Source organism: uncultured Eudoraea sp., assembly GCF_947490415.1.
Classification (GTDB): Bacteria; Bacteroidota; Bacteroidia; order Flavobacteriales; family Flavobacteriaceae; genus Eudoraea.
This window is the reverse complement of the sequence record NZ_CANLGX010000002.1, coordinates 713,433-726,157: the sequence shown is the minus strand read 5'-3', so window position 1 is coordinate 726,157 and position 12,725 is coordinate 713,433. Positions and strand designations below refer to the sequence as shown.

The following is a 12,725-nucleotide window of genomic DNA, read 5'->3' as shown; positions in this document are numbered from 1 at the left end:
TAAGTACCTAAATACGTTGAGAATGCCCTTGGGACCAACAGATAATAATTGAATAGCAATCGTCCGGATTACGGCAAATGACCCGTTAATTCTTTGATATAATTTATTTCTTCTTTAGAATATGGAGTACCGTCCTGTCGAAGGATATCATGATGCCAGATTTTTGGTTCAGAAGTAAATGTAGAATCCCAGCTTTTCCAGGGGTAAATAGTGTTTGTTTTGCCTGAAACAAACCCCCAATTAATAGCTGCAATTTTATCTTTTTTTAGAACTGGCAGGACTTTTTGAAAGGTATTCCCAGCGCCTCTCGCTAGATACTCGGTACAAAATAAGGGTCTATTGTATTTTTGTAGTTCGGTTATTTTCTTCTTAACATTTTCTATTTCCCCGTCATACGCATGGAATGAAATAACATCGGAATTCATAAGCATATATCTATCCAAAGCTGGTAAACTATCCGGAGTACCCCAATGGGCAATATTTCCTTTCCAAACACCAGTAGTCAAAGGCTGACTGGGGTTTATTTCTCTTGCCCACCCCATTACTTTTTTTAAAAGTATGAGTGAAAACTCATGTTTATTATTTACTTCAAGCTCACGTCTTCCCGGCTGACCAGCAACATTATCCGGTTCATTATATACATCCCAAACCAAGACCCTTTCATCATTGGCAAAATGCCCCACTACTCCTTTGATGTACGACTCTAATTCATCATGACGGCTGGTATCTCCCAGAATTTCAGCACCTGGCGACTGCACCCATCCGGAGTTGTGTAGATGTGGAACAGGTTCTGGTTGAACGCCTGGTTTAGGAATTGGGTGCCATACATCATCAAGCAAAACAAACATGGTCTTTACCTTATGTTTTTGCGCCAATCCTAAATAGATATCCAGCCGATTTAAAAAGCCGACAGAATCTTGGCTCCAAAGTAAGTTATGCAGATATACACGGTGCAAATTCATTCCAAGATCTGCAGACCATTTTAATTCTCTGTCAATTGTTTCAGGATCAAAGGTATCTGCCTGCCAGAACTCAAGTTGATTTATGGATGAACTGGGATTAAAATTAGCTCCCAGATACCAGGGTTGTTTATCATACCACTCCCAGGCCTTCTCAGAAGACCATCGTTGGCCTTTATTCACGACGACTTGCTTACCCGACTTTTTTGAATTTTGCTCCCCGCATGCAAGCGCGAGAAAAAAAAGTATACAAACCCCTAAATATTTCATAAACCGTTTATTTTAGTAATTGTAAATAATACCTGTAAGAATAGCTATTCCAAAACTCAATAAGGTCCCTATCAAAATATATTCCGTTAATTTTCTGTTGTTACTTTCTTTCAAATCGTTAAATCGAAATACAGATTTGGCAGTAATAAGCAGCCCAATCGCTTCCCATCTACCCATAATAATGAAAATAAGAACAAATAAACGCTCAATTATACCTATGTATTTTCCTGCACCTGGAAGTGATTTATGATCTAAATTTATCTGATTAGACATCCCTTCCAATAAAATACTCATTATAATGGCTGCAGGATAAGTCACAAAAACTATAGCGGTTAAAAGCGACCAGTCTATTTGTTCTATTAAAGTGATCGTATGCCCAAGAAGATTACCGTAATAAGCGCATATATACAACACCGCTATATGCAGAAATTGATCTATAAAAAAAGGAATGCGCTTATTTTTAAATATAGGCGTCACATAAATTTTAAGCAAGTCGATAATATAATGAGAGAAGGCAATAACCAGGGCCATTTTCCAATAGTCTATATCCCATAGCAATAAGATAATGACGAAAAAATGAATTAGAATATGGAGATATAGAAATCCGGAAGCGACTTTCTTAGCCTCTTTCTGAATAACCCATCGTTTTGGTTGTAAAAGAAAATCACCAATTATGTGAGCCAGAAAAAGTTTTGTAAAAAGTATCATGTCCGGGGGCTTTTAAAGTTTTTATCGTAATAATTTAACAAGTCTTCGACCAGATCTAATCGTGCTCTTTTTTGTCTCTGGCTTACGGCAGATTGTTGTATCTGCAATTGATCTGCAATTTCCTTTTGGGAAGCTGTCGGATTTTCAAGGGCCAGTACAATGATCTCTGCAGATACCACACTCCAGGTATCCATAAAGTCCAATCCTAATTTCAACATTAAATTAAGTGTGTCTTCTAATTGTGAATCTGCTGTGGCAATAGCCAGATTTATTTTTTTCTCCTTTAACAGACTTAAGGTTCTGCCCGACCTTTGATAGGCCGAACCATTGGATTCACTGACACCAACACCCCTATAATCTTCATCTCCCAAGCCAATCCCAATTCGCACATCCAGGTGTTTAATAGTTTTGATCAGAGCTTTAATTTGAATGGCCACTTTCAATGCTTTTTCAGGTGCAATTCGTATTTGAAATTCATCCCCCCTGTATATTTCCCATACCCCGGGTGAATCACCCAGTTTCCGTAAAAAATTCTTAAAAACTGGCATCCAATCGGTGGTTTTATAACCTGCCGAATTGATAATATCTCCGGTTAAAACTGCAATCATTATTATAAGCTTAAATGCTAATATACATAAATATTATTTAATATGCTAATATTTACAAATATAAGTTATATTGCTAATATATAAGCTAAAAAATACTTGTTAAAAGCAACATTCCTCCTAATTCAAAACCATCTTCTTACTTTAATACAGTAGTTCCTGTATTCTTTGCCAAACAAGCCGACTAGTGCTGATTCCTCAGGTTGAATCTGAAAAGCGTTCATATATGATACAAAACCAGCTGCCAAAAGAACATTGAATGCATTGGCTAACCATAGTGCCCAGCTTAATAATATTAATAACAAACCCAAATACATTGGATTACGTGAGAATTTATAAATACCATTTGAAACCAAAGAAGTGGCTTTAGATGGGTTTTTAGGATCTACCGAAGTCCGGGCAACGTAAAACTGAATTAATGCGATACAACTAATTACTACCGCCAATATCAGCATTGCCCTAATTAAATACTCTCTGCCAAAAAAATCAAAATATCCAACCGGCAAGAATTCAGCTAACAGGTACATTAGACTCCCAAATATCAAAAAAACAATTACAGGTGATAGTTTAAGCTTCATGATAGAAAAATAGTGGGATTAAAATTACTACTTTTAGCATGGACAACAATCCTTTTTTGTGAATTCCTATGACTTATGGACCTCGTTTTCGCCACACACAATGCAAATAAATTAAAAGAGGTAAGTCTATTGCTTCCCAAAGATATCCGACTTATCTCCTTGGAAGATCTTGGCTGCCACGAAGAAATACCGGAAACGGAGACAACCCTGGAAGCCAATGCACAATTAAAAGCGGACTATATTACCAAACACTATGGAATTTCTTGTTTTGCAGATGATACAGGGCTTATCATAGATGCAATTAACGGGGCACCGGGAGTTCATTCCGCCAGATTTGCCGGTGAAGAAAAGGATTCGGAAAAAAACATGGAAAAAGTTTTATTTGAGTTAAAGAACACCACCTCTCGTACAGCCAGATTTAAAACAGTAATAGCCTTAAATCTAAATAAAAAAAGAATGCTATTCGAAGGAGTTGTTGAAGGTACAATAACTAAAGAAAAGCAAGGTGCCCAGGGTTTTGGATACGATCCTATTTTCATTCCAGTTGGTTATGACCAAACCTTTGCTCAATTACCAATCCATATAAAAAACAAAATAAGCCATAGAGGAAAGGCGCTTCAAAAACTTATTATATACCTTACTAAGCATGGAATATAAGAGGTTTAACCAACATCTAAATAAATAAGAGTATCTTTGCCGCTTAAATTGAAGCCGCTAGTATAGCATGTGTTGCGCTGAGTCTAATAAGTTATAAGGATAATCGCTCTATGCAACATACATATTTGCGATTAGGTAAATTATAACATATTATGACGAAATTTGAAGCATTGGGGCTTAATAGCGCCCTACTAAATGCTATAACCGATTTAGGATTTGAAACTCCATCGGAGGTTCAGGAAAAATCCATCCCTCTTTTATTAGAAGGTGAAATAGATTTAGTGGCTCTGGCTCAAACCGGAACCGGTAAAACTGCTGCTTTTGGGTTTCCTTTAATTCAAAAAATAGACAGTGAAAGCAGAACTACACAAGGGTTAATATTATCTCCAACCCGAGAGCTTTGTTTGCAGATTACAAATGAAATGCAATTGTATTCGAAATATGTAAAAGGTTTGAATACTGTAGCTATTTATGGAGGTGCGAGTATAACTGATCAGGCACGGCAAATCAAAAGAGGTGCACAAATCGTTGTCGCCACTCCGGGTAGAATGAAGGACATGATTGGCCGTGGAATCATAGATATTTCCAAAATTGACTATTGTATTCTTGATGAAGCAGATGAGATGCTAAACATGGGGTTCTATGAGGATATTAAGGATATTCTTTCTAATACACCCAAAGAAAAATCTACCTGGCTTTTTTCAGCTACTATGCCAAAAGAAGTAGCAACCATAGCTAAAAAGTTTATGCATAACCCAACGGAAATTACCGTAGGTGCTAAAAATTCTGGTGTGGACACTGTACAACATGAACATTATGTGGTGGGTGGACGCGATAGGTATTCTGCTTTAAAACGTCTTGCCGATGCTAATCCGGGAATTTTTTCTGTGGTCTTTTGCCGAACTAAACGCGACACTCAAAGAGTTGCCGAAAAGCTAATTGAGGACGGCTACAATGCCGGGGCACTGCATGGCGATTTAAGCCAAAATCAACGCGACATGGTAATGAATGCTTTCCGTAAAAAGCAAATTCAAATGTTGGTGGCCACAGATGTTGCGGCCCGAGGAATAGACGTAGACGATATCACCCATGTAATTAATTATCAGCTACCCGATGAAATAGAGACCTATACACATAGGAGTGGGCGAACTGGAAGAGCCGGTAAATCTGGTATTTCGATGGTGATAGTCACGCGAAGTGAATTGCGAAAAATTCATGCCATAGAGAAAAAAATACAACAAAAATTCATTGCTAAAAAAATACCTACCGGAATAGAAATTTGTGAGATTCAATTGTATCATTTGGCCAATAGAATTCGTACTACAGAAATAAATGAAGAAGTAAGTAATTATTTACCAGCTATTAATGATGTACTGGAAGGTCTTGACAGGGATGAATTAATCCAAAAAATTGTTTCCGTAGAATTTACCCGTTTTTTTAATTACTACAGTAAAACCAAGGATCTAAATTCCGCTGAACCTGATCGCGGAGAAAGAAGGAAAGGTAAGGAGTCTGGCGATTTTTCCAGCGACGGATCTGTTCGATATTTTATAAATGTAGGAGAGCGCGATGGGTATGACTGGATGTCTTTAAAAGACTTTTTGAAGGATACGCTTCAGCTGGGTAAAGATGATTTATTCAAAGTAGATGTCAAAGAAGGTTTTTCCTTTTTCAATACAGAAGCAGCCCTTAAGGATCAAATTCTGGAAACATTTACAGACTTTAAGATAAAAGGACGATTTATAAACGTTGAAGTCTCTAATAGTCCTGAAGGCGGAGGGCGAAGAAGGGATAAAGGACCAAGGAAAAGCAGAGACAGCAGGGACTGGGATAAAGGCCGAGGAAAAAAAAGGGAAGGTAGCTTTGCAAAAAGCGGTTCAAGAAGATCAGGATCCAAACAGAGTTCATCGTCCGGAAATAAACGCAGTAAAAAAAGAGATGGTTTTTATTAGTTAATTGTATATTAAAAAATGTGCCAGGGTATCTATTTTTATTTTATTCGTATTATAAATTAGCATTGCACTAAATGAGGAAGTATTTATTGTGCTTGTTTTCATTAATCAGTTTTGCCGGGATATCACAGGAAAGTGAAGCTGAGCAGAAAGAAGAAGAATTTCAGGCAGTAGTTATTAACGCGCAATCCAATAACCCTTTGGAAAGTGTTCATGTAATAAACCTCAACAAGGTTGTTGGTACTATAACCAACTCCAAGGGTGAATTTTCTATGAAAGCTTCCGTTAACGATACGCTTTACTTCTCATATTTAGGCTTTAAATCGCAGAAAATTCGTGTTACGAATGATATGTTTAAGTTTAAAAACACCAAGATTGCACTGACGGAACTCGCTTATGCCTTGGAAGAAGTGGTTGTTAAACCATACGAATTAACCGGCTATCTTGAAATTGATGTAAAAAACCTGCCTATTAATACTTCATATCAATACAGCATCTCAGGATTACCCACCAGCTATGAGGCCGGAAGTAAAAATCCAAGTGCAGTAACTAAGGTTTTAGGTTCCATTCTTAATCCAGCGGATCTTCTTAGAAATTTATTTGGAAAACAACCTAACCAGATGAAAAAGTTAAGGCAGATAAAAGATGACGATGATATCAGGGATCTCCTTGCCTCCAAATTTGATCGGGAAACACTTAAAGAATTATTGCAAATTGATGAATTTGATATTAATGATATACTTTCTAATTGTAATTATTCAACCTCCTTTATAAAAACAGCCAATGATTTACAAATATTGGATGCAATTAGCAGTTGTTATGAAGAATTCAAAGTGCTTAACAGAAAAAAGTAACTTAGTAGTTAAGAGCTCTTTAACAATATAAAAAATTGATGTAAGAATAGCCTTATGAAACAAATTAAGGGCCTTCGAAATAAATTTTCTTTTTCCGCATTCATTTTATAGCTTTAGACAAAATCTATGAACATGAAAAAACTGCTTATTGCAATTGCAGTTTCTGCACTTTTTTTGACTTGCAAAGTCGAAAAAAATGAACCCCAAACTCCAGTTTCCACAGCTAAAGACAGTACTCAAATAGTTCAGAAAAAAATTCCATTTGTCTGGCAGGGTGCTAATATCTATTTTTTATTAACAGACAGGTTCAATAACGGTAATCCCGAAAATGATCTGAATTTCGACCGTACAAACGAAACGGCTCCTTTAAGAGGCTTTATGGGTGGGGATATTCAGGGTATCACAGACAAAATTAAAGAAGGTTACTTTTCAAAATTAGGAGTCAATGCTATTTGGTTTACACCAGTAGTGGAACAAATCCATGGCGATACAGATGAAGGAACGGGGAATACATATGCCTATCACGGGTACTGGGCCAAGGATTGGACCGCCCTGGATCCTAATTTCGGCACTAAAAAAGATCTTGAAAATCTGGTGAAAACAGCCCATAAAAATAATATAAGGATTTTGATGGATGTAGTAATTAACCATACGGGGCCGGTAACCGAGCAAGATCCGGTATGGCCGGAAGATTGGGTAAGAACAACCCCTGTTTGTGAACATACGAATTATGAGACTACAACAAGTTGTACTTTGGTTGCGAACTTGCCTGATATTTACACAGAATCTGATGAAGCGGTTGAACTACCGGATGCATTACTGGCAAAATGGAAGGATGAGGGCAGACTTAGTAATGAGTTGGATGAACTTCAACTCTTTTTTCAAAGAACGGGATACCCCCGTGCTCCCAGGTTTTATATCATTAAATGGTTAACAGACTATGTTAACGATTTGGGTATTGACGGTTTCAGGGTAGATACAGCTAAACATGCCGATGAAAAAACATGGTTAGAATTATATGTAGAAGCTTCCAAAGCATTTGAAACCTGGAAAAAAAAGCATCCCGAAGATGTTTTGGATAACACACCCTTTTATATGGTTGGTGAAGCTTACGGCTACGAAATTTCTACAGGCAGAGAATTCGATTTTGGTGATAAGAAGGTTGATTATTTTGAATATGGCTTTGAAAGTCTGATAAACTTTGAACTAAAAAATGATGCTAAAAAGTCTTACGAGACAATATTTAAAAAATACAATCGTATCCTGAACTCTGACTTAAAAAACAAAGGTGTACTTAATTATCTGACTTCACATGATGATGCTGAACCCTTTGACAAAGACAGGAAGAGACCGTATTATACGGCAAACGTGCTTTTCCTAACCCCGGGAACTTCACAGATTTATTACGGAGATGAATCTGCGCGGGATCTTACTATTGAAAACACAGAAGGGGATGCTACTTTAAGATCATTTATGAATTGGGAAGAAATTGATAGTCTACAAGTAACTAAGAATATTCTAACTCACTGGCAGAAATTGGGAAGTTTTCGAGCTAATCATCCTGCTATAGGGGCCGGAAGGCATAAGCGCCTAAGTAAAAAACCCTATGTTTTCAGCAGAACTTATATTAATGAAAATTTCAAGGACAAGGTCGTGGTAGGGCTAGATTTACCCAAAGGTAAAAAATCACTTTGGGTTAAAGGGTTTTTTGGAGACGGAACAAAACTTTTTGACACCTATTCCGAAACTTATGTTGAAGTGAAAAATGGAAAGGTAATCCTGGAAAATGATAATGATATAGCACTCCTGGAATTAGCAGATTAATTGGAGTTCTTAAAAAAAGCATAATCAATATTTGGAATCCAAAGGATTTATGCTTCTAATTCAGGGTTTTTTATGAAGATGAACAGGAGAAATTTTATCATTAGGTCCTTTTTTGCCCTGCTGGGGTTATTCCTTTTTGACATTTTTTGGTTCGAGAAATATGTAATTCAATGGACGACCTATGATCTCTCCAATTCGGATAGTAAAATAAAAATCGTTCAAATAACTGATCTTCATATAAATAAATTAAAATCTTTCCATAAGGCTATTGCCAATAAAATTAACCAAGAGTTACCGGACCTAATTTGCATTACCGGAGATTCCGTCAACAACAATAAGGGGTTACCCGTTTTAAATCAATTTTTAGATCTTATCAGCAAAGAAATACCTAAAGTGGTAATAATGGGAAACAAGGAATATGCAGGGAAAGTAGACATAAATTCTTTCAGAGCTTTAATTAAGAAGCATAATGGCCAATTACTTATTAATGAAAGTTTAAAATTCTCAACGGCTAACAGAAATCTTGCTATCATTGGTATTGATGACTTTATTGGAGGTAATCCCGATTTCACAAATGCCTTAACAGAATATGATAGTACTGAAGAAGCCATTGTACTGAATCATTGTCCTGAGTACAGTGATGAAATAGCTATTCTAAATGAAATTCAAAAAGTAAATATTAAGCTCATATTGTCTGGTCATACTCATGGCGGGCAAATAACATTTCTTGGGAAAGCATTTTATAAGCCAGGCGGCAGCGGCAGATTCTTAAGAGGATGGTACAAACTCAATGATATCAGAATGTATGTCTCCAAGGGCATTGGCACAAAATATATTCCCATCCGAATGGGATCCAGAGCAGAAGCTACTATATTTTATGTTTAGTTAAAATATTTATTTTAAGGAGTGAAGTGCTATCCTATTGCCTTCCGTATCTGTTAGGAGCGCCATAAAACCATGCCCCCCTCCTATCTCTTTTTTTTGTTGAATTATAGTGCCTCCGGCATTAGTTACTCTGGCCAGTTCCACGGCGAGGTCTTTACACGAAAAATAAAGAAGCGGACCAGCAGTGTCACTTGGAATATACATCTCATGTTTAACTAAAGATCCCGAACTACCTGTTTTGCTCTGGACCCCAGGGAACCAACCCATGATGATTCCGCCTAAATCATGAACAGAAATTGAAATATCAAAAACTTCCTCATAAAATTTTCTGGCCCGTTCCATATCTTCCACTGGTATTTCGAACCATCCTACCATATTGTGCTCCATAATGCTAAGTTATTTTTCCAAAATGTCTTTTAAACTCACTAAACCTTCTTCAAAATCTTTGCCAACGGCCTTATCCATATTCATAAAAAGCATCATAATGCTTACAGGGAACTTATTCTTGCCTGAAAAACCCCAGGTAACTTCTGTCTCCCCTTCACCTGTTTCTTTTACCCTTAAATATGCATCTGATTGTGACTTCCAGGGTTTTAGAAAACGTAACTCACTTTCTATTACTTTATTTTCAACGATTCGCTTTATCTCCTGTTCGCCACTACCAACATCCTTGTTTCCTTCCCATTTGCTGGTAGCGCCTATTTCACCATCGGTACCTTCAAATTCTTTCTTCATATTTGGATCTCTTTTACCCCATGGACTCCAATTATCCTGATTTTTCAAATATTTAAGATATTCGAATACGACCGGAACAGATTGCTGCACTTTTATACTTCTGCTAACATCATAATTTTTAGGTGCAATCAAAGCTAAAATTATAACTAGAAAAACTATGCCCGCGAGTATATATAATATTGTAGTCATTTGTTTATCAGTTAATTGGTTACCTTTAAATATAAAGAAATTTAATTTTCTATCCTATACCTCTCTACAATTTCATCAATACTTTTAATAGATTTTTTAGTCCAATCGAACCGTTTTTCTAAAATTTCGCCTTCGGTTAGACGCCAAGGTAATTTTGATCTCTTAAGTTGTAGTGTTAAATTATACAATATAATGGCCGCAGAAACGGAGATGTTGAGACTCTCCGAAAATCCACACATAGGTATTTTTAAATAACCATCAGCTTGCTCTAAAACCTCAGGGCTTAATCCTTCTTTTTCGGTCCCAAAAAACAAAGCCACTTTATCCTCCAATTTAAAATCCTCCAGCAATGTGGAATTGTTATTAGGAGTGGTAGCAATAATCTTGTAACCATCGCTTCTCAAATTACCTATACAGGATTCTACAGTAGTATATCTTTCTATATCAACCCATTTTTGAGCTCCCATTGCTATATTTTTGTCGAGACGTTGTCCAAATCGGTCTTCAATGATATGTGCGTTCTGAATACCAAAAACGTCACAACTCCTAATTACTGCGCTTGTATTATGCATTTGAAAAACATCCTCAATAGCCACAGTAATATAATTGGTGCGCTCCCTTAAAACTTCATTGAATCGTTTTAGGCGTTCTGGTGTAATATAAGTTTCCAAATAGGAAAGCAGATCAAGATCTATCATCACTCTAATTTAAGAAAAATGTATCTTTATAAGAGACCTAAAATAATGCAAAAAAAAATTGTTATACTTACAGGAGCCGGAATGAGCGCAGATAGCGGACTTAAAACTTTCCGTGATGCGGGCGGACTTTGGGAGGGACACGACGTGATGGAAGTTGCCTCCCCCTACGGTTTTGCCAGAGACCCTGCCTTAGTATTGGATTTTTACAACCAAAGGAGAAGGCAGTTGTTAGAAGTGGTCCCTAATGCAGGGCATAAAATGCTGGTGGAACTTGAACAGCATTTCAATGTCACCATTATAACACAGAATATAGATGATTTGCATGAGCGTGCGGGCAGTTCTCATGTTCTCCATCTTCATGGTGAACTGTTAAAAGTTCGCAGTACTGGTGATGAAACATTGGTTTTGGATTGGAAAAATGATCTAAACCTGGGTGAGACTTGCTCAAAAGGATATCAATTGCGTCCTCATATTGTTTGGTTTGGCGAGGAAGTTCCACTATTATATGAAGCTGCACAAATTACTGTAACGGCAGATATTCTTATTATTATTGGAACATCAATGCAGGTATATCCGGCAGCGGGGCTTTTGAATTACGCAAGACAGGGCATACCTATTTATTTTGTAGATCCAAAACCAAGTATAAATGCTATAGATTTTGAAAATCTCACAATTATTCAATCTACTGCAGCAAAAGGAGTTCCTACCTTGGTAAAGGACCTAGTCCATAAAGAGTTTTAGTGCGCCTTGCCCATTCGAGAACAGCTTCACCTTGTTCCTTAGAGAGTCCGGATTCTTGGTGCATCCAATGGTATTCCTTTAGAGGCATTTCTCCTTTTTCAGTAACCTCAATTATTTCTTCTAATTTTCGATCCTTTTGCCCTTTGTTGTAATTATCCCAATCAGACAAATTTAGAGCTGCTTTAGCATCTTTGATATGGGCTGAAAGCCACCACGAAACTGGTGCAATATTGTTGTACCATGGATATTCTGTATTGTTACTGTGACAATCATAACAACTATGAGTCAAAATGGTTTTAACATTTTCAGGAGGATTGGTTTCATTTATAAAACCGGCTAAATGATTGCCCTGATTGATATTCTTTTCCGGTCTGAAAAATTGGATGGCAACAAAAAGAAGTAATAGCAATTTTGCTATTTTTTTTATTACTTTCATTTGGGGGTACTTTTGTCTGACCAAAATACAAACTTTTGTGACCAAATCTGAATTATTCAAATCATTAAATTATGTAAACGGCACCAGGGATAAACGCATTGAAGTAACCCAAATAGTGCTTGATAATCCACATTTAATTTCACCCCTATTAGAAATTGCATTTGAGGATAATGTGGAAATTTCATCAAAAGCCTGCTGGATTTTAGAATTTGTCGCCAAAAAAAACATCCAATTAATACTAACTCATATTGATGCTTTTACTTTGGGCATCTCTAAAGTGCAATTAGATTCGTCTGTAAGGCCAGTGGCTAAAATTTGCGAACTTCTTATGAAGGCTTTTTTTACCAAATCAAAAAATGAAGTTCAGTTGAAATTAAAGGAATATCACCTGGAAAAAATAACTACATCGTGTTTTGATTGGCTCATAGGGGAACATAAAGTAGCTGCTAAAGCCTACTCTATGACGAGCCTTTATTTATTGGGTGACAAATTTGAATGGATCAGACCCGAACTCCGTATGATTTTAGAGCAAAATTACAGCCTGGGAAGCCCTGCCTATAAAGCAAGGGCCAGACAAATTCTTGCCTTAATCAAATAGAAAAACAAAAACCTAAAAAGGGAGGCATAAATAAAT

At 36.7% G+C, this 12,725-nt stretch carries 15 protein-coding genes; 7 read left to right on the top strand and 8 right to left on the bottom strand.

The features are described from left to right. Positions 1-68 precede the first annotated feature (68 nt). From Q0874_RS08155 to Q0874_RS08140, 4 genes are all read right to left on the bottom strand, one after another. Positions 69-1,229, bottom strand: a complete 1,161-nt coding sequence (locus tag Q0874_RS08155; RefSeq protein ID WP_299161652.1) for a cellulase family glycosylhydrolase — start codon at positions 1,227-1,229, stop codon at positions 69-71. A gap of 12 nt (positions 1,230-1,241) precedes the next feature. Further along, entirely contained in the window at positions 1,242-1,937 is a 696-nt protein-coding gene (locus Q0874_RS08150; protein WP_299161650.1) for a DUF3307 domain-containing protein, read from the bottom strand. Continuing rightward, a complete protein-coding gene (locus Q0874_RS08145) occupies positions 1,934-2,545 on the bottom strand; it encodes a SatD family protein (RefSeq protein ID WP_299161647.1) in 612 nt (203 codons plus the stop codon). The genes Q0874_RS08150 and Q0874_RS08145 overlap by 4 nt, the downstream gene beginning before the upstream one ends. Positions 2,546-2,667: 122 nt before the next feature. After that, a complete protein-coding gene (locus Q0874_RS08140) occupies positions 2,668-3,120 on the bottom strand; it encodes an isoprenylcysteine carboxylmethyltransferase family protein (protein ID WP_299161645.1) in 453 nt (150 codons plus the stop codon). Positions 3,121-3,195: 75 nt separating this feature from the next. Here Q0874_RS08140 and Q0874_RS08135 point away from each other — a divergent pair, with 75 nt between their 5' ends. The 5 genes from Q0874_RS08135 (at position 3,196) to Q0874_RS08115 (ending at position 9,292) form a co-directional block, all read left to right on the top strand. After that, positions 3,196-3,777, top strand: a complete 582-nt coding sequence (locus Q0874_RS08135) for a non-canonical purine NTP diphosphatase (RefSeq protein ID WP_299161643.1) — start codon at positions 3,196-3,198, stop codon at positions 3,775-3,777. Positions 3,778-3,929: 152 nt separating this feature from the next. Then, entirely contained in the window at positions 3,930-5,729 is a 1,800-nt protein-coding gene (locus Q0874_RS08130; RefSeq protein WP_299161641.1) for a DEAD/DEAH box helicase, read from the top strand. A gap of 74 nt (positions 5,730-5,803) precedes the next feature. Further along, positions 5,804-6,583: a carboxypeptidase-like regulatory domain-containing protein gene (locus Q0874_RS08125; RefSeq protein WP_299161639.1), complete on the top strand. Its 780-nt coding sequence runs from the start codon at positions 5,804-5,806 to the stop codon at positions 6,581-6,583. 132 nt (positions 6,584-6,715) lie between these two features. Beyond that, positions 6,716-8,407 carry an alpha-amylase family glycosyl hydrolase gene (locus Q0874_RS08120; protein ID WP_299161637.1) on the top strand — a complete coding sequence of 564 codons (1,692 nt, stop codon included), beginning with the start codon at positions 6,716-6,718 and terminating at the stop codon, positions 8,405-8,407. A 72-nt stretch (positions 8,408-8,479) separates the two neighbouring features. After that, positions 8,480-9,292, top strand: a complete 813-nt coding sequence (locus Q0874_RS08115) for a metallophosphoesterase (protein WP_299161635.1) — start codon at positions 8,480-8,482, stop codon at positions 9,290-9,292. Positions 9,293-9,301: 9 nt separating this feature from the next. On the opposite strand, the gene Q0874_RS08110 is transcribed toward Q0874_RS08115, so the two are convergent. From Q0874_RS08110 to Q0874_RS08100, 3 genes are read right to left on the bottom strand one after another with little or no spacing between them, the layout of a single operon-like run. Continuing rightward, positions 9,302-9,679: a VOC family protein gene (locus tag Q0874_RS08110; protein ID WP_299161633.1), complete on the bottom strand. Its 378-nt coding sequence runs from the start codon at positions 9,677-9,679 to the stop codon at positions 9,302-9,304. A 9-nt stretch (positions 9,680-9,688) separates the two neighbouring features. Next, positions 9,689-10,216, bottom strand: a complete 528-nt coding sequence (locus tag Q0874_RS08105) for an SRPBCC family protein (protein WP_299161630.1) — start codon at positions 10,214-10,216, stop codon at positions 9,689-9,691. 41 nt (positions 10,217-10,257) lie between these two features. Further along, positions 10,258-10,914, bottom strand: coding sequence for an RNA methyltransferase (locus tag Q0874_RS08100; protein ID WP_299161628.1), 657 nt, complete (start codon positions 10,912-10,914; stop codon positions 10,258-10,260). A gap of 45 nt (positions 10,915-10,959) precedes the next feature. Here Q0874_RS08100 and Q0874_RS08095 point away from each other — a divergent pair, with 45 nt between their 5' ends. Then, the gene (locus Q0874_RS08095) at positions 10,960-11,655 is read left to right on the top strand and encodes an NAD-dependent deacylase (RefSeq protein ID WP_299161625.1); all 696 of its coding nucleotides are present in this window, start codon (positions 10,960-10,962) and stop codon (positions 11,653-11,655) included. On the opposite strand, the gene Q0874_RS08090 is transcribed toward Q0874_RS08095, so the two are convergent. Then, entirely contained in the window at positions 11,618-12,091 is a 474-nt protein-coding gene (locus Q0874_RS08090) for a heme-binding domain-containing protein (protein WP_299161622.1), read from the bottom strand. The two genes, Q0874_RS08095 and Q0874_RS08090, sit on opposite strands and share 38 nt — an antisense overlap. Before the next feature lie 37 nt (positions 12,092-12,128). Here Q0874_RS08090 and Q0874_RS08085 point away from each other — a divergent pair, with 37 nt between their 5' ends. Further along, positions 12,129-12,689: an adenylosuccinate lyase gene (locus Q0874_RS08085; protein ID WP_299161619.1), complete on the top strand. Its 561-nt coding sequence runs from the start codon at positions 12,129-12,131 to the stop codon at positions 12,687-12,689. Positions 12,690-12,725: the final 36 nt, after the last annotated feature.